Source organism: Streptomyces pallidus (ex Mingjun et al. 2026) (assembly GCF_051550185.1).
Taxonomy (GTDB): domain Bacteria; phylum Actinomycetota; class Actinomycetes; order Streptomycetales; family Streptomycetaceae; genus Streptomyces.
On sequence record NZ_CP196181.1, the window covers coordinates 1,647,192 to 1,672,554 of the forward strand.

Below are 25,363 nucleotides of genomic sequence, written 5' to 3' on the forward strand. Positions count from 1 at the left end.
CGGGCGTCACCGCGCCGTCTCCCCCGGCGCGACGGGCCCCGAGCAGTGGCCACGGGCCATCAGCCACCCACCACCGGCCACCGGCCACCCGTCATCCCCAGCCCTCGGCGCGCAGGGCCGGTTTCATCTCGTTGAGGGCGCCGTCGTACTTGGCGCCGAACTTGGACCGGATGTCGTTGACGTCCAGCTTGACGGCCTGTTTGAACCGTTCGGCCTCCATCAGCTCCAGCTGCCGGGCGCGGTGCTCCTTGGACTCCGTCCAGCTGCCCGTGCTCAGGGCGCGCGGGTGGGAACTCCAGTTGCCGTCGGGGTTCTTGCGGCCCCGGTGGTCCTGCCGGTCCATCTGGATGGCCGGTCCGCGGCCGTACGAGAGGGTGCTGACCTGTTTGGTGACGCTGTGCGGGGGGATGTGGTTGATCTCGGTGCCGGCGTAGTTGAGGCCGGTCTTCGGGTTCTTCAGCTCGTCGTAGCGGCCGCCCCGGAACGCGGGCAGCTCCGCCGGGTCGCGGCGGTCGACGCCCGCCTTGCCGCCCTCCTCCGCCGGGCCCTTGGCCGCGCCCTTCGAGGATCCCTTCGCCCCGCTCCCGTCCTTGTCCTCGTCCTTGTCCTTCGCCGCGCCCTTGGTGGCGGCGTCGATGAGCGGCAGCTTCTGCGCCTTCGGGCTCATGGCGGCCGTGACCTGCCACTTGCCGCCGTGCAGCTCGGGCTCCAGCACCCTGAACCCGTACGTCCTGCGGACCCCTGCGAGTTCGGCGCGCAGGTCGGCCTCCTCGTACGGGTGGGAGTGCGACTTCTCCGCGATCCTGCCCAGGGCCTGTAGCCCCGAGAGCCAGCGGCTCTGCTTGGCCGGGGAGGGGACGTCCGCGGGGTCCTTGCGGGGAGCGGCCGGAGCCGGGCCGGTGCCGGAGGCGGGGCCCGGGCGGGCGGTGGGCCGGGCCGGGGCGCCCGGCGCCCTGGCGGGGGCGGCGGCCGGGGCGGCCGTGCCCGGGGCCCTGGCCGGGGCGGCGGCGCCGGGGGTCGCGGGGGTGCCGGGCTCCTTCCAGGCGCCCTTCTTCTGTTCCTCCGTAGCGGATTTCGCCGGGACCTTGTCGTTGACCAGGTCGGTCATGAACTTGTCGGGGTTGAACTTCACTTCGCTGAAGGCGACTTCGGGAACCCTGCCGGAGCCGAGGACGTGCTCCACGTCCGCCCCGATGCCGAACTCCCCCGGCAGCGGGTACTCCAGCCGCCCCACCGGCCAGTCCCAGCGCTTGTCCGGCGCCGGCGACCACCAGGGGCTGTCCAGTTCGACGAACAGGTCCCCGCCGAGCGCCAGGAACGGCTGGGCGGCGATCTCCATGTGTCCGGCGAGGAAGAACTCCCCGCGCTTGCCGGCCTTGGGGTCGGCGACCTCGCGGAATCCGATGCGGGGCGTGGCCTCCACGTAGCCGCGGACGCCCGCGAGGGCGTGCAGGGCGACACCCGCCTTGATGTCGTGGCCGAGGAGTTGGAGGCCTGCGCCCCCCTCGGCCTTCAGCCGCAGCCCGGCGAAGGCGGAGACGTTGAGGGTGCCGGTCAGGCCGAAGTCCTTGAGGACCTCGGGCTTGGTGGACCAGGTGCCGGTGAGCTCCATGCGGTCGAGGGTCGCGGGCCCGATCTTGGCGACGGCCTCCAGGCCGATGCCGGCGAAGAGGAAGACGTTGCCGACGAGCGGAATGCCGTAGAGGGTGCGCACCTCGAAGCGGGCGAGCTGCTTGACGTAGTCCTTCTGTTCGAAGAGCGGCTTGTCCATCCGCGGCACGATCTTGCCGACGACGGTCACGTCCCCCCGGTGGTCGACGACGACGAGGGCCTCCCCGCTCAGCCAGTCGGCCAGCCGGACGGCGACCGTGCCCCAGCCCGCGAGCACGCGGGGGCCCGGGCGCGGGGCGGCTGCCCCGTCGGGGGTGCCGGGGCCGGCGGCCTGCGCGGGACCGGGCTCGCCGGTGACCGCCTTGGCGGTCTTCACCTGCTCGGCGAGCCGGCTGTCCGTCAGCTCCGCGGCGGTGGCCGGGTCGGTGGCGACGAAGGTCACCTGGCCGTCGAACCGGTCGTTGGAGTAGCCGACGGTGCCCCGGACGTCCACCGCGCCGCCCGCGTACGCGGCCGTGACCTGTCCGGTGAAGCCGCGCAGGGCCACGTCCACGGTCGCACTGCCGGACAGCGCGCCGTCCGGGCCGCGGACGACGGGCACCTCCAGCGAGCCGAGCCCGGCGACCGTGCCGCGGGCGACCGCGTCGAAGGTGACCGTGTCGCCGGTGAGGCCGAAGCCGCCGGTGGCGGTGAGGAAGCCCCCGAGGGTGAAGCTCATGCCGGTGGCCCGCACGACCAGGGTCGGGCCGCGCAGTTCGTTCTCCGCGCCGGGCAGCTTCAGGCCGCCTGCGCCGAGCCAGCCGAGGATCCGGGCGCAGCTCTCGATCCGGTCGAGGAGGGCGCGGGAGCCGCCGAGCAGGGCGCCCTGCACCACCACCGAGGCGTGCCCCTGGAGGACCCCGTCGTGGACGCGGACGGCGAGGACCGGCTCGATGCCGGCGGTGCGCAGCGGCTGGAGGAACGGGAGCAGCAGGGGGACGGGCTGGAACGCGCCGCCGGCGGCCGTGGCCGGGCCCCGGTCGGTGCCGTACAGGTGCAGGACGCCGGCGGCGGTCCGGCCCAGGCGCACCCGGACGGGCCCGCCCGCGGCGCCCTTGCGCTCCAGGTACGCGGCTACGGCGGGTGGCGGCGTGAGCGGGGCGCCGCCTTCGAGGGCCAGCTCCTCCTTGGGCATGTCGGGGGCGGGGGCGGGCAGGGCGCGGGCCAGCTCGTCCGCGAGCCGGCCGGGCGGGGCGGGTACGGAGGCCCCGGCCGGCCCGGAGCCGGTGGCGGTGGCGGCGGCCCGGGGGGCCGCGGCGGCCGGAGCCGGTAGGAGCGCGGGCGCAGGACCGGGGGCGGGCACGGACGCCGGAGCGGCGGCACGCGGGGTTGGAGCAGCGGCGGGGACGGGAGCGGGGGCCGGTATCGGGGCCGGTGCGGGGGCCGCCCGGCCGCTCATCCCCCGCTCCCGCACAGCGGGTCGCGGACCGGCGGCTCCGGTTCGGGGCGTACGGGGACGGGCGGCGGGTCGGGCGGGGTGACGGCCTCGAAGAGGTCCTTGCCGTCCTCGTCGCGGAAGCCGCCCTCGCCCGCCTGGAGCCGGGCCGTGGCGCCGCGGGCGCCGAGTAGCCCGTCGAGGGCGTCCCGTTCGGCGTCGCCCATCTGACTCAGGGTCAGTCCGGCGTCGAAGTGGGCCTTGAGGGTGGCGATGGCCGCGGCGGAGGGCGGCAGGCAGAAGCGCAGGGCGAGCAGCCACCACAGCTGGAACAGGAACACCACGATCGGCAGGAACATGCTGAACAGGAAGAACGCCACGATCATGAAGAGTTCGAGGGCGAAGGTGCAGATCCGGGGGACGGTGCCGCCGACCGAGCCGCCGCTCGGGGTGCCGCCGCCGGGGTCGAAGGACAGCTGGGAGCCGGGCGGGCTGGTGATGGCGACCCCGCCGGGGCCGGGCGGTGCGCCGGCCCGTGCGGCCAGGGCCCGTAGGTCGGGCAGGGTGATGGAGGTCCTGCGGTTCTTGGTGCCCTCGGGGTCGTAGAACGGCGCCAGCCTGAAGGGCTCGGTGGGCTCGCTCCAGGAGACCTGCGGCGGGCAGTGCTCGTGTCCCGGGGCGGGGGTGCGGCGGACGAAGCAGCGCAGTTCGTAGACGGACCGGTCGTCGAGTCGGGGGGCGCCCTGGTCGTCGTGGTCGCCGGAGCAGGTCGGCACGACCCCGAACCACAGGGAGCGCTCGGGCGGCCGGGGGCCGGTCTGCGGGCAGTCGCCGGAGCGGGGCGGGAGCCGCCACATCGGGAGTTCCCGTTCCCGGTCCGGGGGGCGGCCCGCGGGCGGCGGGGCGCCGACCTCGCGCCATGAGCCGCCCGCGGGGCCCTCCATCCAGGCCTGGACCTCCGTCTCCAGACCGACCTGGTCGATCAGGGCGCGGTTGGCGTCCTCGAAGGCCTCCCGGTGCGCGAGGTCGGCCCACAGGACGTCCCGGACCTCGGAGGCGTACGGGGCCGGCCCGGACGGCACACGGTCCGCGGAGCGGTCGGCGGCGGCCAGTCCGGCCGTCAGCCGGTGCGCGAGCCGGCGCAGCACCTGCGGCGGGGCGCTCATGTCCACCTGCCGGCGCCGCATCACGAAGCCGACCTCCAGCCCCTCGGCGGACTGCGGGCGGGGCCACCCGGGCCGGTCGCAGAAGAGTTCGACCACGACGGCGTAGAAGCGCTCGTGGCCGGGCTGGTACAGCTTGCGCAGCCGGCTGCGGTACAGCCGGTGGGTGGCGAAGCGGGCGCGGCCCGGGCCGCGTTCGGCGAGGGGGACGGGCACGGGGCAGGACCACACGTCCTCGGTGGCGTCGAAGCGCAGCGAGTCCCGTGGGTCGGCGACGAGGGCGCGGACGAACTCGGGCGAGGCGTACTTCTGCAGGGCGGGGGTGCGGGCGGCGGGGGCGAAGCGGTCGAACCCGCCGCGTTCGCACACGTACCAGGGGGCGAGGAGCTTGAAGCCGTGCCCGGCGGCGGTCCCGCTCACCAGATGTTCCCGGCGCCGGGCGTGTAGGCCGGGGAGACCACCATCTGGTCGGTGACCAGCGTCGCGCACTTGACCAGGCCGGTGAAGGTGGACAGCGGGGCGTTCACCGTGACGGTGGGCGCCTTGACGTCGACGGAGGCGTTGGCCTCGACCTGGACCGCGGTGTCGGTGAGGCGGACGGTGCAGCCACCGCCGTGCCGGACCACGACCTGGCGGGCGGCGTCGTCGAGGACGACCTCGTGGCCGGAGGCCATGGTGATCCGGACCCGGGCCGCACCGGCCGTGTCGTCGAACTCCAGGCTGCTGCCGGCCCGCGACCTGAACTGGCGGACGTTGTTGGCGGGTTCGGGTTCGTGGGGCAGGGCGGCGCGGCCGTTCCAGGCGGCGCCGAGGACGTACGGGCGGCGCGGGTTGCCGGCCTCGAAGGCGACGACGACCTGGCTGCCCACCTCGGGCAGGGCGAGGAGTCCCTGCCGGTCGTCGGCGTACGGGGAGCAGAGCGTGGCCCAGGCGCGCACGTCGCGGTCGCCGTCCCGGCCGAGCCACGGGAAGCGGACCTCGATGCGCCCGAGCCGCTTCTCGTCCACGATGTCGGTGACGAGCGCCGGGTAGACGCCGAAGTAGCCGGGGGCGGCTCCGTCCGCGGGGGCGGGCAGGGACATCACACCACCTCGTTCAGGGTCGGGCGTTCGGCGTCGAAGCGGGTGCGGAAGCCCCGGTCGGGGTCGAAGGTGTGGCGGACCCGGGTGACGTGGTAGCCGTCGCCCTCGAAGGGGCGGCCGACCGAGCGGAGGGTGAGCCGGCCGCCGACGACGAGGTCGGGGCTGCCGTTGGTGGTGCCGGCCACGGTGACGAACCGGCGGCCGCGGCGCAGCATCTCGGCGCGGGCCCAGCTCTCGGCCTCCCCGGTGGTCAGGGCCGCCTCCCGGACGCGCAGGCTGGTGGCCGGTCCCATGGCGCGGGCCAGCAGCCGGGCCCCGGTGCGGGCGCCGCCGGTCGTCTCGGCCTCGACGACCTCGGGGCCGGCCCGCTCGTCGATGGGTTCGCGGCGTTCGGCGTCGTAGCCGGTGACGACGACCTCGCTGCGCTGGTGCGCCAGGTCGGCGGCGAGCCGCACCGACATCAGCTGGTTGCCGTACACGAGGGTCTGGACGGGGGCGGTGCGGCTGCCGCGGGGCCGGAAGTGCACGGTGGTGCCGGTCGCCCACAGCTCCGCCTGGACCAGCCGGGCCCGCTCGCGCAGGAGGGCGAGGTCGCTCTGGTTGAGCTGCTGGACGACGTCGTAGCGGGGGCCGGGGGCGTCCGCGTCGGCGTCGAGGCCGTGTTCGCGGGCCACTTCGCGGGCGACGTCGGCATCGGTGACGTCGCGGTAGGTGCGCAGGCGCCGGGTCATCCGCAGCCGCATCAGCGCGTCCTCGGCGTGGACGAGGAGCAGCGGCGGCTCGCCGTCGCCGAGGACGAGCTCCACGGCCGAGACGACGCCCTCGAAGACGTACCGCCGGGCTGACGGCGGGCCGAGGGCCGCCTTGAGGGTGCTGCCGAGGCCGACGGTGGACCCGTCCAGGTGCAGCAGCCGGTCCTGCGGGCCGGTGGCGCCCGGGCCGACGGCGAGGAAGTGGGCGCGCAGGGTGCGCAGCCCCTCGGTGCCCTCCGCCACCTCCAGGCGTACGCAGTCGCGGGCGAGGTCCCGTACGAGGCTGCCGCCGACCTCGAAGACGGGCGAGACGGCCGCGACGGCGGCGTCAGTCATCGAAGCCCTCTGCGGCGGTGCGGGCGGCGAGCCAGGCGGCCCGTTCGGTGTCCTCCCGGTGCCGGTCGGCGGCCGCCCACCTGCCGCCGGCGCCGGAACCGGAGCCTTCACCGCGGGCGGGGGCGGGCGGGCCGCCGCTGCCCGCGGGCAGCACTTCGGTGTGCAGCTCTCCGATGTACACGCTCATGGCGGGCCTCCTCGCGGTGTCCACCCCAGGGTGCTGGGGGCCGCGTCACGGCCGCGTTGCTCGCAGTCGGCCGCGGCCCGGCCGGGCGGGTCGGCGGGGAGCCGCTCCCAGGGCGCGGCCCCGGGGTCCGGGGCGGGGACCTCCTCGCGGCGGGCCCGGTCGGCGAGGCTGCGGGCGCCGCCGGCCCGGACCTCGGCGAGGGTCCCCGGGTCGGCGCGGGCGCGCAGCGGTATGCCGCGGCCGTACGTGGTGGACCGCGGGTCGGGGCCGGCCGGCGGGAGGCGTCCGGGCGGGGGCGCGGCGCCGCTCCCGGCGGGCGGGGCGGGGCGGGCGGCGGGGACCTCGAAGGAGCCGCGGGCGCGCACGGTGGCCAGGTCGACCGCGGCGGCGGTGACCGTCTGCGCGGCCGCGGCTATCCCACCGCCGGCGCTGAGGACGAAGCCGGCCCGGGCCGCCGCGTCCGGGCTGCCGGGGGTGGCGCCGGCGGGGCCGCCCGGTGTGCCGGGGAGGGCGCCGGGGACGCGCGGGCCGCCCTGTGCGGTGGGGCCCGCCGAGGCCGTACCGGCGGGTGCGCCGCCCCCGGCCGGGCCGGCTGCGGCGCCGCCCGTGATGCCGAGGGCGGCGGCCAGACCCGCGGTGGAGGTCGCCGCCGCCTCCCCGGCGTACCCCGCGGAGAGGCTGATGCCCGCGGTGGCGGCCAGGCCCGCCTCGGCCTCCGCGCCCAGGACCACGCCGGCCCCGGCCGCCAGGCCGAGCGGGCTGTCGAGTCCGCTCATCGCCCCGCGCCAGGCGGCCGGGTCGAGTCCGACCCGGGACAGCAGCTGCTGGGCGGACTCCCCGCCGTGCGCCTGGACCACCTGCCGGGGGCGGCTGGTGCCGGCGGTGCCGGGCGCGGCGCCGGCGCCCTGGTCGCCGGCCTCGGTGGCGGCCCCGGCGTCCCGGGCTCCGGGGCCCAGGGCGTTGGCCTGGTAGGCGAAGTTCTGCTCGACGATGGTCACCGCGACCTTGGCGCGCAGCGGGGTGCCGTCGGGGGCGAAGTGGTCGAGCTCCTCGTTGACCTGGGTGACGATGCCGTTGTAGCGCAGCGTCCCCCACACGAAGCGGACGGGCGGCGGCGGATCGGCGGGGGCGGCCGCCGACGGCTCGACGAACTGCCGGACGAGGGCGGTCCATTGGCGTACGTCGACGTACCCGCCGGCGCCGCCCTGCTCGGCGGTGTCGAATTCCAGGTCGAAGGTGAGCGTGGAGCCCTCCTGGGCGGGGTGCTGCACCTTCTGGGTGCGGGTGGTCGCCCCGCCCCGGTCCACGTTGTTGTTGCGGGAGATCCGCAGGGTGGTGGGGTTGAACTGGACTTCGAGGGGGCTGCCGGCCTCTTCGACGCGGGGCGTGTGCTGCGGGCCCTGCTCGCCGGTGACCTTGAGGGGGGTCAGGGTGGCGTGGGCGGTGCCCGTCACGGGGTGCGCTCCAGGCGCAGGCCCTCGTGGGCGATGTGCAGTTCCTCCACGGCGATCTCCCCCGTCCTCGCGTTGAGCGCCGGCCCGGTGATCTTCAGGGGCAGGCCTCGGCTGAACGTCCAGCGCGCCAGCGTCCGCCGGCCGGCGGTGTCGAGCACCTCGACGTCGCCGTCGTAGCGGGGCACCGGGGCGCCGCCGGCGACCATGCCGTGCAGCCAGTCCCACAGGGCGGTGTCGGCGCTGCCGCCGTCGGTGGCGACGAGCATGCCGCGCCGCAGGACCAGCGGCTGGAGCCGGACCCGGCCCACGCGGCGCACCACCGCGTCGTTGGCCCCGCCCTCCGCGTATTCCCGCAGGTCGGCCTCAAGGCCCAGCCCGGAGCACTCCTGGAACCCGCCGTCGCCCAGCCGGTCGGGGGCGCGGTCCGGCCCGCCGGTGCGGGCGGGGCCGGCTGCGGCCGGTCCCGCGGCGCTCCGGCCGGGGGCGGCCGCGGCGGTCGGGCCGGGGAGGCGGGGCGGTGGGAGGGCGGTGCGGCCGGGGGCGGTGCTGCGGACGAGGCGGATCCGGAACCGGAAGGCCTGGACGAGTTCGGGCGGGTGCTCGGGCACGGCCGGTCTCACCTCACGTCAACGGAGCCGTCGGCGTCCTGCGCGATCCGCAGGACGAGGTATTCGAGGGGCTGCGCGGGGGCCACGCCGATCTCGGCGACGAGCCGGCCGAGCCCCTGCGACCAGGTGGGGTTGAGGTGTTCGTCGCAGCGCACGAAGAAGGAGGTGTCCTCGCTGTCGCCGGCGAAGGCCCCGGCCCGGTACAGGCCGCGCAGCAGTTGCAGGACGGAGCCGCGCAGTTCGTCGCGCAGCTGCGGCGTGTGGGGTTCGAAGGCCAGGGCCTGGGCCTGCCGGTCCAGGGTGAGCCGGAGCGCGGTCATCAGCCGGCGCACGCTCAGCTGGCGGTAGTCGGGGTCTCGGGAGAGGGTGCGGGCCGAGGCGAGGCGGAAGCCGTCGCGCTCGGGACGGAACACGTCGATGCCGAGCAGGTGCAGTTCGTCGCAGTCGGCGTCGCCGAGCTGCTGGGCGGCGGTGACGGCCCCGGCGGCCAGGGCGTTGGCCGGGCCCCAGGGCAGTCCGAGGCGGCGCTCCCGCTCGGCGATGATGCCGGCCGCGAAGCCGGAGGGGGGTACGGGCACGGCACGGCGGTCCGGGTCGTCGGGGTCCACGACGCCGAGCCAGGGGTGGTGGGCGGCCGCGTAGCTGCTGTCGAAGGCGGCGCGCCAGCGGGCGACGGAGCGGACCGGCAGCCCGGGCGGTACGTCGAGGAGGGCGACGAACCGGCGCCCGTGCTCGGCGAGGGCGACGAGGCGCTGCTGGCGGCGCAGGATCTCGGGCAACTGGGTGACGGGGTCCAGCAGCAGGGGGCGGGGCCGGGCCGGGGCCAGGGTGAGCGGCACGGCGGGCGGCGGGCAGGGCGCGAAGCGGCTGCCGAGGGGGCGCGGCGGGGTCTCGGTGGCGGGGGCGTTCTCGCCGTACTGCCAGAGCAGGTCGGGAGCGGACAGCAGTCCGATCTCCGGGACCAGCGCCATCCGGTCCATGCCGATGGCGGCGGCAGCGGCGCCGCTGCCGCCGTCGCCCTCGCCGCCGCTGTCGTCGTCGGCCGCGGTGGCGGGCAGCAGCTCGACGGGGAGCGCGCCGTGGAAGCTGTCGGCGCTGATGGCGGAGTACCGGTCCGCGCCGGGACGGACCGGACGGGAGGGGGCCGAGGTGAGGAAGGCGTCGGGCGGGAACAGCGCGTCGGGCCATTCCCCGTCGGGGCTGACGAGCAGGGATTCGGCGGCGAGCACGGCGGCGGCGTACCGGGGGTGCCCGCGGCCCAGGCCGAGCCCGGTGAACCGCTCGCGGCGGGGCTGGGCGGGGTCGCCGTCGGCGACGGTCACCTCCGCGGTGACGACCTCGGCCTCGACGGCCACCGCCCGCGGACCTCCTGCCCCGGAGCCCGTGCCCGGGACCGGGGCCCGGTCGAGCAGGGCGACCACGGCCGGCGGGCCGGAGCCGTTCCTGCGCTCGGCCAGTTCGAGGATGCGGAAGAACCCGCCGGCGGGCGGGAGCCCGGGGCCCCGGACGCGCAGCACCGATCCGGCGGGCGGGGTGCGCCCGGGCGGCAGGGCCAGCTCCCGCCCGTCGGCCGCGGCGTCGAACCGCTCCGCGGCGGTGAAGTCCCAGCGCACCGACAGCCGCCCGCCCCAGCCGCCCTCGTCGCGGGCGCGCAGCCCGATCTCGTACGGCGCCCCGCCCGGCCCGGTGCCCGGGGGCCCGTCCGCGCGGACGAGCGCGACCCGGTGCAGGGCACAGGCCTCCTGCGCGGCGGGGTGCGGGGCCCGCGGCAGCGGCGCCACCCGCAGCACGTACGCCCGTGCCCCGCCCTGGGCGAAGAAGGCCCGGACCGCGTACGGCAGCAGCCCGGGCCCCTCGAAGCCGCCGAACCGGCGCACGTAGTCGGACCAGCGGTCGACGGGCACCGGTTGGTCGACGGGTCCGCGCGGGGCCACGCCCACGAAGCCCGCGACGTCGAGCCGGACGGGCGCGGCGGCGGGCGCCGCGGGCCGGGCGTCGCGGTACACGCCGGTGCCCCCGAGGCGCAGTCCGGGCCCGGTCACAGGGACTGGAAGTCGATGCGCTCGGCGACGAGGTGGAGTTCCTCCATCGCGACCTCTCCGCCGCCCTTGCCGGTGAGGGTGGGCCCGACCCACTTCTTCGGCTGGGCGGCGTGCAGCACCCAGGCGCAGACGGGGGTGCGGCCCTCGTCGTGGAGGGTGACGGTGACGGTGCGGGCGTCGTACGCGCCTTCGCGGACCGCTTTGATCCAGTTGAAGAGGCGCAGGTCGCCGATGATGCCGCGCTTGAGGGTGACGTCGTTCGTCGTGTTGGTGTTGGCGATCTTGCGGACGTGGTTCTCGGGGTCGTTGCCGTTGCGGTACTCGGAGTACTTGATCTCGTTGCCCGCTCCGCTGAAGTCGGAGAAGCCGCCGGCGATCTGGTCCTCGCCGCCGGTGTCGCCGAGTTTCACGAGGAAGTTGAAGGCGCCGTAGGGGTTGTTGCGGGTGGCCATGGGCGGTGTGTCTCCCGTTCTGGGGCGGGCGGGTCAGCTGCGCCGGGCGTCGGCGGTGAACTGTCCGATGCGGAACACGACGAACTCGGCGGGGTAGGTGGGGGCCACGCCGACCAGGCAGATCAGGCGTCCGTTGTCGAGGTCGTTCTGGGTCATGGTGGTGCGGTCGCAGCGGACGAAGAAGGCCTCCTCGGGCTTGGTGCCGAGCAGGGCGCCGGTCCGCCAGGTGGCGAACAGGAAGTCCTCGACGGACTGCCGGACCGACGCCCACAGGCGTTCGTTGTTCGGTTCGAAGACCGCCCACTGGGTGGACTTCTCGATGGAGTGCTCCAGGTAGATGAAGAGCCGGCGGACGTTGACGTACTTCCACTCGGGGTCGGAGCTCATCGTGCGGGCGCCCCAGACGCGCCGGGCGCGGCCCTCGAAGAAGCGCAGGGCGTTGATGCCCTCGGGGTTGAGCACGGACTGCCGGTCGTAGGTGACGTTGACGGTGAAGTCGTCGACGCCGAGCAGGACTTCGTTGGCGGGGGCCTTGTGCACCCCGCGCTCGGCGTCGCTGCGGGCGTAGACGCCGGCGACGTATCCGGACGGCGGGACGTCGAGGAGGGGGGCGGGGGCGCCGGGGTCGGGGCGCCGGGTGGGGTCGGTGATGCGGACCCACGGGTAGTAGAGGGCGGCGTACTTGCTGTCGAACTGGGCGCGGAACCTGCGGACTTCGGAGATCGAGCTGTCGCGGGGCGGGTCGACGACGGCGATCCGGTAGCGGAGCTTCTCGCAGTGTCCGATCAGGTGGTCGACGGCGGTCTTCTGGTCGGCCGGGAGGAGGGTGACGGTGTCGGGGGTGGCGACGATCGCGATGTCGTCGATCTCGGCGAGCGCGCCGAGCCCGAGGGCCGGGTTGGCGAGGCTGTCCGGGTCGGCCTCCCGTCCGGCCAGGTCGACGGCGCCCAGCTGGTCGCCGTCGCCGCCGTCGGTGAGGTGGAGGCCGCCCTGCCCGGGCAGGAGCAGGGCGGCGAGCCGCGCGCCGGGGGGCGTCGGGGGCGCCCCCGTCGCGGGCGGTACGGTCTCCAGCCAGACGAGGGAGAACTCGTCGGCCGGATCGGCCGCCTGGAGGACGTTGCCGACCGAGCGCGGGTGCCGGTCGTCGAGTTCGAGTTCGTTGTACACGTCGGCGCGGTCGTCGAGGCGTACGGTGACGGCGAGGGTCAGGTGGAAGGCGGCGGAACCGGCCGTCACGGCCTCGAAGCCGCCCTGGGCGTCCCGGTAGCCGAGGACGCCGTCGGCGCGCCGGGCGACGACCCGGACGTTGCCCGGCTGCGGGGGGACCGTGTCGGCGATGACCGGCGGCGCTCCGCCGGACAGCGGCACGACCTCCACGGCGGCGCCCTCCTGGACCCCGGTCAGGCGGGGTGTCCCGCCGGGGCCGGTGACGAGGATGTTCTTGCCGCGCCGGAAGGTGACGGCGACGCCGATCCGGGCGCCCGCGGAGCCGGGCCAGCGGGCCCGCCAGCGCAGCAGCGGGGTGCCCTGGGCGGGCAGGGCCAGGGAGGCGAAGGCGCGGGGGACGTCGATGGCGCCGGCGGCGGTGCGGGGGAAGCGGAAGACCCGGGAGACGTAGAGCCGGCGGCCGCCGTTGGCGAAGAAGGCGCGGGCGGCGAGGGCGAGCGGGCAGTCCTCGTCGCCGATGCGCAGGCCGCCGAAGGCGCGTTCGTACTCGGTGAAGCCGGTGACGAGGACCGGGGCGGGGAGGACGGCGGGGCCGCCGGGCAGGGCGTACGGCACGGGGCCGTACTCGGTGCGCCCGGCCATGCCGAAGGTGCTGGTCGGCACGCCCTCGATGGAGCGGGATCGGAAGCTGGTCTCCTCGACGTACACGCCGGGGGTCAGGTACTCGGGCATCGGCGGCTCTCCTCGGTCGCGGTCAGGCGGGACTGTGGGGCAGGTCGACGGCATGGACCAGCTGACCGACGGTGAGCGTGCGGACGGTGTCGGCGGCGCCGGTGCGGTACCCGGCCGGCCGGGCGGTCCCGCGCAGCACCGCGTTGTCGAGGTCCTGCGGCCGGGGCGGGGAGGTGCTGCGCACGACCGGTTCGGCCACGAGACCGGCGAGCGGGTCGGCGGGCGGCGCGGCGGGCGGGGCCGCGGCCGGGTCCGGGGCGTGGGTGCGCAGCGCGACGTCGAACCGGGACGGCGGCGGCGAGGGCAGCACGCCCACCCCGTCGACCAGCAGCAGCACTTGGCCGTGCTCGTCGCCGTGGGCCCAGCCGAGCGGGACGCCGCCGGGCCCGAAGGCGTCCACCCGCGGCCAGCGCACGGGTGTCCCGGCGGGGGTGACGACGCGCAGCCGGAGGCCGGTCGTGCCGAGCGGTACGGGGTGGGCCGGGCCGGGCAGCAGCCAGGGCAGCAGCAGCCGGGCGTCGGCGCGGACGTACGGGGCGGTGGGCGGGCTGGCGTCGGCTCCGGCGAGCTCGGGCCGGGTCCACAGCGGGACGCGGAAGCGGCGCGGGACCCACCGCCGGGCGGGGTCGTCTACGCGTACGGTCACGGTGCGCGGCAGGGCACCGGGGGCGCCGTGCCGCAGGACGAACCCGGTGGCACCGTGTCCTTCGAGCGGCCGGAGCAGGTCAGCGGGCCGCGGCCGGCGGCCGGGGACGGGCTCGTACTCGCAGGTGACGCTCAGCCCGGGCCCGGCCGGGGCGCGGGTGCGGGCGTCGAGCGGCCGGACGGCGAGGGCCAGGCGGTGCAGCACCTCGGCCGGGCCGGCCGCGACGGCTATCGGGTCCTCCCGGAGCGCGGCGGGGCCCTCCCGCCCGGCGGCCGCGCCGGTCATCGGGCGCGCTCCGCGGACACGGGCCCGGCGGCGACGGTGGTGACCGCGCCGGGGGCGGGCCCCGCCCGGCCGTCGATGCGGACGACCCGGGCGAGGTAGGGCAGGCAGAGCCGGTAGTCGGTGGTCATCGCCTGGAAGGCCTCGCTCATGGAGTCCATGGCGAGCTCGTCGGGGACGATCTGCACCGAGTCGCCGGGGAGCCAGTCGCCGCTCGGGTGCAGGAGCGGGCCGGTGAGCAGGGCCTCGGTCTCCAGGATCCGGGCGACGAGCCCGAGCCATTCCAGCTCGGCCTCCACGAACTGGTCCCAGGCGGCGACCATCAGGTGCATCCGCAGCGGCAGCCGGGGCAGCCCGTCCTGGGCGGCCAGCGCCGCGAGGGCGGGCCGGGTCTCCCGGTCGATGCTCAGGCGGTAGCAGTAGACGGAGACGGCGGGGTTGCGGATGACGGAGCCCGGGGTGTCGACCTTGTCGAAGTCGACGGGGCCGGCGAGGACGGCCTCCGGGCGTCGCCCCGCGGGGAGCTCCTCGGCGAAACGCCGGTTGAGCAGCGCGACGACGCTGCGCCCGACGGCGGCGAGAGCCCGGTATCCAGCCATGGGGCGATGCTGCGGCCCGCCGCGTCACGGACGCGTTGCCGGGCGCGCTGGCGGACGCGTTGCCGGGCGCGCGGCCGAACCCGGGCACGGCCGTCCGCGCCCGGTGCGCGAGGGCCGGGCGACGGGCCGGTGACACCGCCCGGCCCACACTCGGGTCGCGCCTGCCCGCATCGACCAGGAGAGCCAGTATGAGCAGCACCGTGCACACCCACCCGGCCGGCAGCAGCACCGGCGGCTGCGACCCCGGCGCCATCGACGAACTGGCCTGCATCGCCACGGGGATCCAGCGCCGGGCCGAGGTCACCCAGGAGCACCTGCCACAGCTGCGGGAGTTCCAGGAGAAGTTCAACGGGGCCCGGACCCGGTACACCCGGGCCCGGCTGGCCGCGAAGGCGGATCTGGACGAGGCGGCCGCGACGCTCGGCAAGGTCCGCGAGCAGATCCGCTGCCGGGTCGGGCACGAGCAGCGGCACTGCCTGGCCCAGGCCGTGGACCGGGTCTTCGACGACATCCGCAGGTGTGCGGGCGGTTGGGGCTGCTGCACGGACGACTGCGGGTGCGAGTTCTCCGACGTGGTCCACCCGGACGACACGGTCGCCTCCCTCGCGTCCCGGATCGCCCGGTACACGCAGGACACGCAGAAGGCGGCGGCCTGCTTCACGGCGCTGGACGGCGAGGTGACGGCGCTGCCCGAGCGGGCAGTCAAGATCAGGACGGATGCGGTGCAGCTGCTGGCCGACGTCTGCGACCCGGTGCTCGGCCAGGACGTGGTACGCCTCTACGCACGCCTGCTGGTGCTGCTGCGGCGGATCGCGGAGGCCTTCCGGGGCTTCGGGAGCGTCTCGGAGTTCGTCGACTGCCTGTGCAAGGCGCTGTTGTGCGTCCTGAAGGGCTGGCAGGCGATCGCGGTGCTGGAGGGCGCCCGGGCGGAGCTGCTGTGCAAGGAGGAGACCCGGCGCCGGGCGTGCGAGCGCAAGCAGCAGGAGACCGTGGAGGAGGTGATGGCCGAGTACGCCCGGCTGTGCCCGCCCTGCACGGCGCACGGCGAACCGGACCGGGAGGCCGACGCGGACGCGGAGGAGGAGGAACCCGTCCCGGCCGCGGCGCCCTGATGCCGGCGGCGCCCCGGCCGTACGGTTCGGGCAGCGGTCGGGCGGCCCGGCGTCGGATCCACCGCCGCGCCGCCCCGGAGCACGGCCGCCGAACGGTCCCGGCGGCCACGGCCGGATGACCGCGGCCGGATGACCGCGGCCGGATGACCGCGGCCGGCGGGGCCGGGGGGCCGACTACTCCCAGTCGTCCCAGGGCGGATCCGTCTCCTCCGGGTCGAGGGGCGGTTCGTCGTCCCACGGCTCCTGGTGCTGCCCCGGGTTCCGCCCCGGCGCTGCGGGCTCGGCAGGCGCGGCGGCCGGGGCAGCGGGCTGCGCGGTGCCGGCGCCGGTCTCGGCGAGGGCGTCCAGGATCCCCTCGCCGTACTTGGCGAGCTTCGCCTCGCCGACGCCGCTGATCGTCCCGAGCTCCTCGACGGTGCCGGGCAGCCGGGTCGCGATCTCCCGCAGGGTGGCGTCGTGGAAGACCACGTACGCCGGTACGCCCTGCTCGCGGGCCGTCGCGGCCCGCCAGGCCCGCAGGGCCTCGAAGACCGGCACGGCGGCCGCCGGCAGGTCGGCCGGGACGCGGGCGCCCTTGCCGGAGCGGGCCGCGGCCTCCTTGCGGGCCCGGCCCGCGGCGGGCGCGGGCGCGGTCTCCTTGCGCAGGGGTACGGGCCGCCGGCCGCCCAGCACCTCGCCGCTGGCGTCCGTCAGCACCAGCGTGCCGTAGTCGCCCTCGACCGCCAGCAGGCCCTGCGCCAGCAGCTGGCGTACGACCCCGCGCCATTCGCCGGCGCTCAGGTCGGCGCCGACGCCGAACACCGACAGCGCGTCGTGGTCGAACTGGATGACCTTGGCCGTCTTCTTGCCCTGGAGGATGTCGATGATCTGGCCGGCGCCGAACTTCTGCCGCCGCTCCCGGGCCAGCCGCCACACCGTCGACAGCAGCTTCTGCGCGGCGACCGTCCCGTCCCAGGACTCGGCCGGGGTCAGGCAGGTGTCGCAGTTGCCGCAGGGCCCGGATTCCTGCCCGAAGTAGGCCAGCAGCCGTACGCGGCGGCACTCGACGGTCTCGCACAGGGCGAGCATCGCGTCGAGGTGGGCGGTCAGCGAGCGGCGGTGGGTGTCGTCGCCTTCGGAGCCGTCGATCATCTTGCGCTGCTGGACCACGTCCTGCAGGCCGTACGCCAGCCAGGCGGTGGCCGGTTCGCCGTCGCGGCCGGCGCGGCCGGTCTCCTGGTAGTAGCCCTCTACGGACTTCGGCAGGTCGAGGTGGGCGACGAAGCGGACGTCCGGCTTGTCGATGCCCATGCCGAAGGCGATGGTGGCCACCACCACGACGCCGTCCTCGCGCAGGAACCGGGCCTGGTTCGCGGCGCGCGTGGCCGCGTCCATGCCCGCGTGGTAGGCGACGGCGTTGATGCCGTGCTCCACGAGGGCGGCGGCGGTCTTCTCCACGGAGGCCCGGGAGAGGCAGTAGACGACGCCGGCGTCTCCCTCGTGCTCGGTGCGGATCAGCTCCAGCAGCTGCTTGACCGGGTTGTTCTTGGGGGCGATCCGGTACTGGATGTTCGGCCGGTCGAAGCTGGCGACGAAGTGCCGCGCGTCCTGCAGGCCGAGGCGGCCGGCGATCTCGGCGTGCGTGGCCGGGGTGGCCGTCGCCGTCAGGGCGATCCGGGGCACCTTGGGCCAGCGCTCGTGGAGCATGGACAGCGCGAGGTAGTCCGGCCGGAAGTCGTGTCCCCACTGGGCGACGCAGTGCGCCTCGTCGATGGCGAAGACGGAGATCTCGGCGCGGTCCAGGAGCCGCTGGGTGCCCTCGGTGCGCAGCCGCTCGGGGGCCAGGTACAGCAGGTCCAGCTCGCCGGCGAGGAGGAGCTGCTCCACGGTGCGCCGCTCGTCGATGCCCTGCGTGGAGTTGAGGAAGCCGGCCCGCACCCCGAGCGCGGTCAGCGCGTCCACCTGGTCCTGCATCAGCGCGATCAGCGGGGAGATCACCACGCCGGTGCCGCCCCTGACGAGGGCCGGGATCTGGTAGCAGAGCGACTTGCCGCCGCCGGTGGGCATCAGCACCAGGGCGTCGCCGCCGGCGCTGACGTGCTCGATGATCTCCTTCTGCTCGCCGCGGAAGGAGTCGTACCCGAAGACGCGGTGAAGCACCTGCTGGGCATCGCTGGTCTCGGGGGACGCGTCCGAAAGGGTCATGTCCGGCAGCCTACCGACCTCCTGCGACACCCCGCTCCGCCCTGTGGAGAACCGGGCCCGCGGGACGGTGTCCGCGCGGCCGCTCCGCGGCCCCGGCGGGGCGCCACAGGCGGACCGCGGCGGCGGCCGAGACGGCGGCGAGCGCGCCGAGGACGGCGGCGGCCGCGGTGAGGCCGGCGGCGGCGCCGACCCAGCCGGCCAGCGGGTAGGTCAGCAGCCAGCAGGCGTGGGAGAGGGAGAACTGGGCGGCGAAGGCCTCGGTGCGCCGCTCGGCCGGGACGGCACGGCGGACGAGCCGTCCGGCGGGGGTGAGCACGAGGGATCCGGCGGCCCCGAACGCGGCCCACGCCGCCAGCAGGGCGGGCCAGCGCCAGCCGCCGGAGCCGGCCGCGGTCAGGGCCCCGGCGGGGGCGAAGACGCCGGTCAGGGCGAGGGCGCCGCGCAGCATCACCGTGCGGTCGGCGGCGCGGTCGAGGACGCGGGGCAGGAGCAGGGCCACGGCCATGGAGCCGGCCCCATACGCGCCGAGGGCGAGGGCGACGTCCCCGGTGGGGCGGCCCAGGTGGTCGCGGACGTAGACGACGGTGTTGACGGTGACGAGCGCACCGGACGCGGCCACCGTGAGGTTGAGCAGCAGCAGGGCGCGCAGCTGCGGGGTGGCGAGGAAGAGCCGGACCCCCGCGGTCGCGGCCGCGTGAGCCCGCCGCCCGCGCCGGCCCGCGGACGGGCCGCTGCCCACGGCCGAGCCGGAACCCGCACCCGAGCCGGAACCTGCACCCGAGCAGGAGCCTGCACCGGAGCCCGAGCCCCCGGCAGCCGCGGCCACCGCCACCGGCGCGGGCAGGACGACGGAGGCGACCAGGGCCGCGGAGCCGAGGAAGCCGACGGCGGTCCCGAGGAAGAGCCGGTCGTAGCTGGTGACGGCGAGCAGGGCGGCGGCGAGGGCGGGGCTGAACAGGCTCTCCAGGTCGTAGGCCAGCCGGGACAGGGACAGCGCCCGGGTGTAGTCGCGCTCCGCGGGCAGCACGTCGGGGATCACGGCCTGGAAGGCGGGGGTGAACACGGCGGAGGCGGCCTGGAGCACGAAGATCAGGACGTAGACCTGCCAGACCCGGTCGACGAACGGCAGGGACAGGGCCACCGCGGCGCGGCCGAGGTCCGCGCCGATCAGGAGGGTGCGGCGGGGCAGCCGGTGGGCGACGGCGGCGACGGCGGGCGCGATGGCCACGTACGCCACCATCTTGATCGCCAGTGCGGTGCCGAGGACCGATCCGGCCCGCGGGCCCGCGATGTCCCAGGCGAGCAGCCCGAGGGCGACGGTGGCCAGGCCCGTGCCGCTCAGGGCGACGGCCTGGGCGGCGAACAGGTGCCGGTAGGTGCGGTTGCGCAGGACGGACAGCACGGGGCGGCCTTCCGCTCGGCGGGGGTCACTCCTCCACCGTATCGTCATGTGCGCAGATGCGCACATGACGAACTGATGCCACCCGCCCCGGACATCACCGCACCGCCCGGCCCTACGCTGTCCCCATGGCCCTGAGCGATCCCCTGCCACCTGCGACCGCCTCGCACCTGCGGACCCCCGACAGCGCCCGGCTGGCCGAGGCGGCATCGGTCTTCGCGCTGCTCTCCGACCCCACGCGCCTGCACCTGCTGTGGCTGCTCGCCCAGGACGAGTCCGACGTCGGCACCCTCGCCGAGCAGTGCGCCGCCTCGCGGACGGCGGTCAGCCAGCACCTGGCCAAGCTGCGGCTGGCCCAGCTGGTGGAGTCCCGCAAGGAGGGACGGCACGTCCACTACCGGCTCCGCGACGGCCACCTGCGCCGCCTGGTGGTGGAGGCGCTGAGCCACGCCGACCACCGGGTGAGCGGAGAGGCGCCCCACGACTGACGTCCCCCGTGGCAGGCTGGGGCCATGCCGTCCCGAGGTGCGATGCCCGAGCCGCCCGAGCCACAGCAGTCGCCCGAGCCACAGCAGTCGCCCGAGGTGCCCGAGCCGCCCAGGGTGCAACTGGTCCAGCTGACGACCCCGGCCGGCGTGCCGCCCGCCACCGCGCGGCAGCTGACCGACTGCTGGACGGCCGTGGTCAACGCGGGCGGCGCGGTGATCGCCCACGAGCTGCCGATGCCGCCCGTGTCCGCGACCGAGGTCGCGCCCGCGGTGGACCGGCTGGTGCACTCGCTCGATCCGCTGCGCTGCCGGATCCTCGTCGCCGTCGACGGCGAGTCCCTGTCCGGCTGGCTGGTTCTGCGCCACGACCCGCACCCGCTGGTGGCCCACTGCGGGGTGGTCAACCACCTCCAGACCCTCCCCGGTCTGCGCGGCCGCGGCGTCGGCAGCGCCCTGATGACCGGCGTGGCCGCCATCGCCCGGGACGAGCTGGGCCTGGAACGGCTGCAGCTCAGCGCCCGGTCCGGGTGCGGCCTGGAGGGGTTCTACCGGCGGCTGGGGTGGGTGGAGGTGGGCCGGTGGCCGGGCGCGCTGCGCGTGGCGCCCGGGGACGACCGGGACGACGTCCTGATGAGCCTCGCCCTCTGAACCGGCCGAACCGATCCGGCCAACCGCCCCCGCGTGCTCCCACGCCCCCTTCAGCTGCGGCAGACGGGGAGCGATGATGGGCGGAGCCGTACGAGTGATCGCGGATGCGGGTCCGCATGCGTCGTCGGGGAGGGACGGCCGGGATGAGCGACGCCCCTTTGTACCTGGAACCGCGGCTCACCTCGGGCCCTGCGGCCCTGCTGCGCTCCGGGCCGTTCCTGCACGCCCTCGTGGACGCGCTCGGGTCGCCCCTGAACGTCGTCCTGCCCGCGGAGCTCGAACGCAACGCGGAGGCGTTCGCCGGGGTCCTGCGCCGACACCGGCTGCCCGGCCGGATCTGGTTCGCCCACAAGGCCACCGGCTCCAGCGCCCTGGTCCGCCACGCGGCCGCCACCGGCGCCGGGCTTGACGCCGCCTCCCTGGAGGAGCTCCAGCACGCCCTCGGGGCGGGCTTCACCGGCGACCGCATCATCACGACCGGGCCGAAGGACCCCGACTTCCTCTGGCTCGCGGCCCGCTGCGGGGCCACCGTGCACGCCGACGGGCCGGGCGAACTCACCGCGGCGGCCCGGCTGGTGCGCACGTACGACCTGCCCCGGCTGCGCGTGGTGCTGCGCTTGTCGGAGTTCGGCGGGGCCGGCCCGCGGACCCTGTCCCGGCCGACCCGCTTCGGCACCCCCGAACGGGACCTTGACCGGCTGCTCGGCCTGCTCGACGGGCTGCGGGACGCCCTGGAGCCCGTCGGCGTCGGCTACCACCTGGACACCACCAGCGCGGACGAGAAGGCCGTCGCCCTCGAAGGCTGCCTGCGGGCCGTGGACGCACTGCGGCTGCGCGGCTTCCAGCCGCGGGCGATCGACGTCGGCGGCGGCTTCGGCATCAGCTACCTCGCGCACGCCGCCCAGTGGGAACGCTGGACGACCGCCCTCACTCAGGCCGTGCTCGGCCGCCGCGCACCGCTGGCCTGGGGCGGGTACGGCTACGGCCTCCGCGTGGAGAACGGCGTCCTCAAGGGCGCGCCCGCCCTCTACCCCGCGTACCGGCCGGCCGCCGGCGCCGCCTACCTCGACGAGCTGCTCTCGCGGCCCGCGCCGGGACTGGGCCGGCCGCTGGGCACGCTGCTGCTGGAGAGCCTGTGCGACCTGTACGCCGAACCCGGGCGCGCCCTCGTCGACCAGTGCGGGCTGACCCTGGGCCGGGTCGTGGAAGTCCGCGACGACGCCGGGGGTCCGCCGCGGGTACGGCTCGCGCTGAACGCGGCCGACGTCGGCCTGGAGGAGCACGGCGTGCTCGTGGACCCGGTCCTGGTCCCCCGCGACGACGGCCCGACCGCCGCCTCCCCGGGCCCGGGCCCCGCCGGCGGCGGCGCGGTCGGCGTGCACCTCATGGGCAACCTCTGCCTGGAGGCCGACCTGATCACCCGCCGGACCGTCTTCCTGCCCCGCCCGCCACGCCCCGGTGACCTGCTGGCCTTCCCCAACACCGCCGGGTACTGCATGGACTTCACCGCCACCCGGGCCCAACGCCGGCCCCTGGCCCGGAAGGTGGCCGTCAGAGCCGCCGCCGCGGGCGACGCCGGAGGGGAGGGCGGAGCCTGGCGCTGGTGCCTCGACGAGCAGTACTGGCCGGTCACGGAAACGGGGGGATGAGCACATGAGGTACGACAGCATCACCGACGCCATCGGCAACACCCCGCTGGTGCGCATCGATCCGGACGTGCACGGACTGCGGAACATCGATCTCTACGCCAAGCTCGAAATGCTCAACCCGTTCGGCTCGCTCAAGGACCGGCCCGCCTGGAACATGGTCCGCGACCGCCTGTCCGGTGCCGCGGCCGGCGGCGAGACGGTGGTCGAGCTGTCGAGCGGGAACACCGCCAAGGCCCTGGCCCTGATCGCGGGCCTGCACGGGCTGCCGTTCAAGAGCGTCACCAACCGCATGCGCGTCCCGGAGATCAAGGACCTGCTGCTCCTGCTGGGCGCGGAGATCGAGGAACTGCCCGGGCAGAGCGAGTGTCTGGACCCCACGGACACCGCCGATCCGCTGACCCTGTTCCACCGGGAGCTGAGCCTCCCCGGCAACCCCCACCTGCACACCGACCAGTACTTCAACCCGCTGAACGCGGAGGCCCACGCGCAGGGCACCGGCCCGGAGATCATCGCCGACCTGGACGGCCGCGCCCCGGACTGGTTCATCGCCTGCGTGGGCACCGCCGGTTCCTCCACCGGGATCGCCCGGACCCTGCGCGCCCACGACCCGGCCGTACGGGTGGTGGGGCTCGTCGGCGCGAAGGCGGACTTCATCCCGGGCATCCGCACCGCCGACGAGGTGCAGGAGGTGGGCCTGTTCGACCCGGCCGCGTACGACGCGATCGAGGCGGTGAGCGCGGACGAGGCCCTCGACGGGATGCTGGTCCTGCTGCGCCGCTGCGGGCTGCTGTCCGGCCCGACCGGCGGGGCCGCCTACCACGGTGCGGTCCGGCACCTACGGCCGCTGGACGCCGCCCTGACCGAGCGCCGGACGGCCGTGTTCATCGTCTGCGACCGGGCCGAGAGCTATCTGGGCTACGTCCGGCAGCGGCGGCCCGAGCTGCTGGGCCGGCCCGCCGTCCGCAACTCCGCCACCACCGTCACCGGGGCCGAACTGGCCGCCGTGCGCGTGATGGACGTGGCCGAGGCCCGCAAGTGGGTGGAGTCGGGGCAGCCGCTGGTGGTCGACCTGCGCGGGCCGTTCGCGTACCGGGCGCTGCACATCGACGGCTCGGTCAACATCGTGGACGAGCTGTTCGCGGAACTCGTGCGCGGCGGGCTGCCGTTCAGCACGAGCAGGCCGGTGCTGCTGGCCTGCCCGGTCGGCGAGCAGTCGCAGCGGTACGCGGCCCTGCTGACCCGGATGGGCCATCCGGACGTGCGCAGCCTCGCGGGCGGCGTCATCGCCTGGCGGGACGCGGGCGCCCCACTGGTGCGCGACTGATGGCCGGGTCCCCTCCCCCGCCGGATCCGCGCGCGGAGCTGCGGGAGCTGGCCGCGTGGCAGCGCCCGCTGCGCGCCGGGTTCCCCATCGTGGCCGGGCACCCCGGCCAGGCGTACCTCGACAGTGCCGCGACCGCGCAGAAGCCGCAGGCGGTCCTGGACGCCGTGCAGTCCTACCTCACCACCTCCAACGCCAACTCGGCCCGCGGCTCCTATCCGTGGGCGAACGCGACGACGGCACTGGTGGAGGGCGCCCGCGAGCAGGTGAAGGCGTTCCTGGGCGATCCGGAGCCCGGGCGCTCGTCGGTGCACTTCACCAGCGGGGCCTCGGAGGGCCTGCGGACCGTGGCCCGTGACTGGCTGCCGGAGCTGCTCGCCGACGGCGACGAGATCGTCGTCCCCTTCGGCGACCACCGGGCGAACCTCGACCCCTGGCTGGAGGCGCGGGACCTGCTGGCCGCGCGCGGGGTGCGGATCGCCGTACGGGAACTGCCCTGCCAGGCCGGGTCGGGGGACTACGACCCGGTGGCGCTGGCCGGTCTCGTGGGTCCGCGGACCCGGTTCGTGGCGGTGACGCACGTGCACCACGTGTACGGCGCCGACATGAACGTGCACCGCGTCCGCGGGGCGGTCGGGCCGCGGGTGCCGATCTGCCTGGACGCCGCGCAGAGCGTCGGGCACCAGCCGGTCTCCCTCGCCGAACTGGACGTGGACTTCCTGGTGTTCTCCGGGCACAAGGCGCTCGCCCTGCCGGGCACCGGCGCGGTGTGGGCGCGGGGCGCGCGCGGTCCGGCGTTCCGCCCCGGCGGCTGGCCGGGTACGCCCAACACCGCCGGGATCGCGAGCCTGGCGGCCGCCCTGGACTGGCTGCGGGAGGCCGGTGTGGGGCGGATCGCGCGCTGGACGGAGGCGCTGGCGGCGGTGCTGACCGACGGGCTGGCCGGACTGCCCGCGTACGAGGTGCTGGGCTGCCGGACCAGTCTGGCGGCCGGGTCCCCGGTGCAGCGGCGGGGCAGCATCGTGACGTTCCGGCACCGCGGGATCGGTTCGCAGGACCTGGGTTTCATCCTGTACAGCCACGGTTTCATGGTGCGCTCCGACGAGCACTGCCAGGCCGGGCGGAGTGTACGGGACGGGTCGGTGCGGGTGAGCCTGCACGTGTACAACACGCTCGAAGAGATGGAGGAGTTGCTGACGGTGCTCGCCAACCTGCAATGATTTTCACTATGGGTATGAGCGCAGTGACGGCCGCGCGGTGGGTGGAGCGCTGGGAGTGCCAGCAGCAGCGGTACGCGGTGGACCGCGAGGAGCGGTTCACGGTCATCACGGACGTGGTCGAGCGCGTCACGCACACCGCGTCCGGCCGCCGGCTCCTCCTCGACCTGGGCAGCGGTCCGGGCACGCTGGCGGCGCGCCTGGCCGACCGGCTGCCCGGGTCCGAGGTGCTGGCCGTCGACGCGGACCCGCTGCTGCTGGAGCTGGGGCGGGCGCACTTCGGGCACCGGCTGCGGTACGTGCGCACCCTGATCGGCGGGCCCGGCTGGCTCGACGCGCTCGCCCTCGACCGGCCGGTGGACGCGGCCGTGTCCACCACGGCGCTGCACTACCTGGACCGGGCCACCCTGGGCGGCGTGTACCGGGACCTCGCCGAACGGCTGCGCCCGGGCGGGGTGTTCGTCAACGGCGACCACATCGCCCCCGACGAGGCGCCCGTCCGGGCCCTCGCCCAGGACCTCGACCGCCGCCACAGCGAGCGCCACCTCGCCTTCACCCACGAGGACTGGTCGTCCTGGTGGTCGGGGGCTGCGGCGGACCCGGAACTGGCCCCTCTGCTGTCCTCCCCGGACGCCGCGGGCCATCCGCCGTGCGCCGCCGACGACCTGCCGGTGTCGGCCCACGCCGCGCTGCTGCGCCAGGCCGGCTTCCGCCATGTGGGCACGGTCTGGCAGTACGGCAGCAGCCGGGTCCTGGCCGCCGTACGCTGACCCGCGCGGGGGCGCGCCCGCGGGCGGGCGCCGACCGGGGGGACCCGC

At 76.0% G+C, this 25,363-nt stretch carries 21 protein-coding genes; 7 read left to right on the top strand and 14 right to left on the bottom strand.

The annotated features are described in order from the left end of the window. Positions 1-91: 91 nt before the first annotated feature. Genes ACSHWO_RS07060 through ACSHWO_RS07115 form a run of 12 tightly spaced genes read right to left on the bottom strand, consistent with a single transcriptional unit; the run spans position 92 to position 14,527 of the window. Entirely contained in the window at positions 92-3,049 is a 2,958-nt protein-coding gene (locus ACSHWO_RS07060) for a hypothetical protein (protein WP_438310474.1), read from the bottom strand. Then, entirely contained in the window at positions 3,046-4,608 is a 1,563-nt protein-coding gene (locus ACSHWO_RS07065; RefSeq protein ID WP_438310475.1) for a hypothetical protein, read from the bottom strand. The genes ACSHWO_RS07060 and ACSHWO_RS07065 overlap by 4 nt, the downstream gene beginning before the upstream one ends. Then, positions 4,605-5,270, bottom strand: coding sequence for a phage baseplate assembly protein V (locus ACSHWO_RS07070; protein WP_438310476.1), 666 nt, complete (start codon positions 5,268-5,270; stop codon positions 4,605-4,607). Before ACSHWO_RS07070 ends, ACSHWO_RS07065 begins: the two co-directional genes overlap by 4 nt. Then, positions 5,270-6,358, bottom strand: a complete 1,089-nt coding sequence (locus ACSHWO_RS07075) for a phage late control D family protein (RefSeq protein WP_404235274.1) — start codon at positions 6,356-6,358, stop codon at positions 5,270-5,272. The genes ACSHWO_RS07070 and ACSHWO_RS07075 overlap by 1 nt, the downstream gene beginning before the upstream one ends. Further along, complete coding sequence (locus ACSHWO_RS07080) at positions 6,351-6,545, bottom strand: hypothetical protein (protein ID WP_438310477.1); 195 nt, start codon at positions 6,543-6,545, stop codon at positions 6,351-6,353. The genes ACSHWO_RS07075 and ACSHWO_RS07080 overlap by 8 nt, the downstream gene beginning before the upstream one ends. Next, positions 6,542-7,999, bottom strand: a complete 1,458-nt coding sequence (locus ACSHWO_RS07085) for a CIS tube protein (protein WP_438310478.1) — start codon at positions 7,997-7,999, stop codon at positions 6,542-6,544. Before ACSHWO_RS07085 ends, ACSHWO_RS07080 begins: the two co-directional genes overlap by 4 nt. Next, positions 7,996-8,607: a phage tail protein gene (locus ACSHWO_RS07090; protein WP_438310479.1), complete on the bottom strand. Its 612-nt coding sequence runs from the start codon at positions 8,605-8,607 to the stop codon at positions 7,996-7,998. The genes ACSHWO_RS07085 and ACSHWO_RS07090 overlap by 4 nt, the downstream gene beginning before the upstream one ends. Before the next feature lie 8 nt (positions 8,608-8,615). Continuing rightward, positions 8,616-10,649, bottom strand: coding sequence for a phage tail sheath C-terminal domain-containing protein (locus ACSHWO_RS07095; RefSeq protein ID WP_438310480.1), 2,034 nt, complete (start codon positions 10,647-10,649; stop codon positions 8,616-8,618). Then, positions 10,646-11,101 (bottom strand): phage tail protein, encoded by a 456-nt coding sequence (locus tag ACSHWO_RS07100; RefSeq protein WP_438310483.1) that lies wholly within the window; start codon positions 11,099-11,101, stop codon positions 10,646-10,648. The genes ACSHWO_RS07095 and ACSHWO_RS07100 overlap by 4 nt, the downstream gene beginning before the upstream one ends. Before the next feature lie 33 nt (positions 11,102-11,134). After that, positions 11,135-13,000: a phage tail sheath family protein gene (locus ACSHWO_RS07105; RefSeq protein ID WP_438310485.1), complete on the bottom strand. Its 1,866-nt coding sequence runs from the start codon at positions 12,998-13,000 to the stop codon at positions 11,135-11,137. A gap of 22 nt (positions 13,001-13,022) precedes the next feature. After that, a complete protein-coding gene (locus tag ACSHWO_RS07110) occupies positions 13,023-13,931 on the bottom strand; it encodes a hypothetical protein (protein WP_438310488.1) in 909 nt (302 codons plus the stop codon). Next, a complete protein-coding gene (locus ACSHWO_RS07115) occupies positions 13,928-14,527 on the bottom strand; it encodes a DUF4255 domain-containing protein (protein ID WP_438310490.1) in 600 nt (199 codons plus the stop codon). Before ACSHWO_RS07115 ends, ACSHWO_RS07110 begins: the two co-directional genes overlap by 4 nt. Before the next feature lie 188 nt (positions 14,528-14,715). Between ACSHWO_RS07115 and ACSHWO_RS07120 the strand changes: the two genes are divergently transcribed. Next, entirely contained in the window at positions 14,716-15,639 is a 924-nt protein-coding gene (locus ACSHWO_RS07120) for a hypothetical protein (protein ID WP_438310492.1), read from the top strand. Between the two features lie 174 nt (positions 15,640-15,813). Here ACSHWO_RS07120 and recQ read toward each other — a convergent pair whose 3' ends face one another. Both recQ and ACSHWO_RS07130 read right to left on the bottom strand, forming a co-directional pair. Next, positions 15,814-17,823 carry a DNA helicase RecQ gene (recQ, locus tag ACSHWO_RS07125; protein ID WP_438310494.1) on the bottom strand — a complete coding sequence of 670 codons (2,010 nt, stop codon included), beginning with the start codon at positions 17,821-17,823 and terminating at the stop codon, positions 15,814-15,816. A gap of 10 nt (positions 17,824-17,833) precedes the next feature. Then, positions 17,834-19,225, bottom strand: a complete 1,392-nt coding sequence (locus ACSHWO_RS07130; protein ID WP_438310496.1) for an MFS transporter — start codon at positions 19,223-19,225, stop codon at positions 17,834-17,836. Positions 19,226-19,350: 125 nt separating this feature from the next. Here ACSHWO_RS07130 and ACSHWO_RS07135 point away from each other — a divergent pair, with 125 nt between their 5' ends. The 6 genes from ACSHWO_RS07135 to ACSHWO_RS07160 all read left to right on the top strand — a co-directional run bounded on the left by ACSHWO_RS07135 (position 19,351) and on the right by ACSHWO_RS07160 (position 25,315). Continuing rightward, positions 19,351-19,710: an ArsR/SmtB family transcription factor gene (locus tag ACSHWO_RS07135; RefSeq protein WP_361091968.1), complete on the top strand. Its 360-nt coding sequence runs from the start codon at positions 19,351-19,353 to the stop codon at positions 19,708-19,710. A gap of 24 nt (positions 19,711-19,734) precedes the next feature. Then, positions 19,735-20,358: an N-acetyltransferase family protein gene (locus ACSHWO_RS07140; RefSeq protein ID WP_438310498.1), complete on the top strand. Its 624-nt coding sequence runs from the start codon at positions 19,735-19,737 to the stop codon at positions 20,356-20,358. 143 nt (positions 20,359-20,501) lie between these two features. Next, positions 20,502-22,007, top strand: a complete 1,506-nt coding sequence (locus tag ACSHWO_RS07145) for a Y4yA family PLP-dependent enzyme (RefSeq protein WP_438310500.1) — start codon at positions 20,502-20,504, stop codon at positions 22,005-22,007. Positions 22,008-22,011: 4 nt separating this feature from the next. Beyond that, the gene (locus tag ACSHWO_RS07150) at positions 22,012-23,331 is read left to right on the top strand and encodes a pyridoxal-phosphate dependent enzyme (protein ID WP_438310502.1); all 1,320 of its coding nucleotides are present in this window, start codon (positions 22,012-22,014) and stop codon (positions 23,329-23,331) included. Then, on the top strand, positions 23,331-24,548 hold the full coding sequence (locus ACSHWO_RS07155) for an aminotransferase class V-fold PLP-dependent enzyme (RefSeq protein ID WP_404235304.1): 1,218 nt from the start codon (positions 23,331-23,333) through the stop codon (positions 24,546-24,548). Before ACSHWO_RS07150 ends, ACSHWO_RS07155 begins: the two co-directional genes overlap by 1 nt. 8 nt (positions 24,549-24,556) lie before the next feature. Beyond that, a complete protein-coding gene (locus ACSHWO_RS07160) occupies positions 24,557-25,315 on the top strand; it encodes a methyltransferase (protein WP_438310504.1) in 759 nt (252 codons plus the stop codon). Positions 25,316-25,363: the final 48 nt, after the last annotated feature.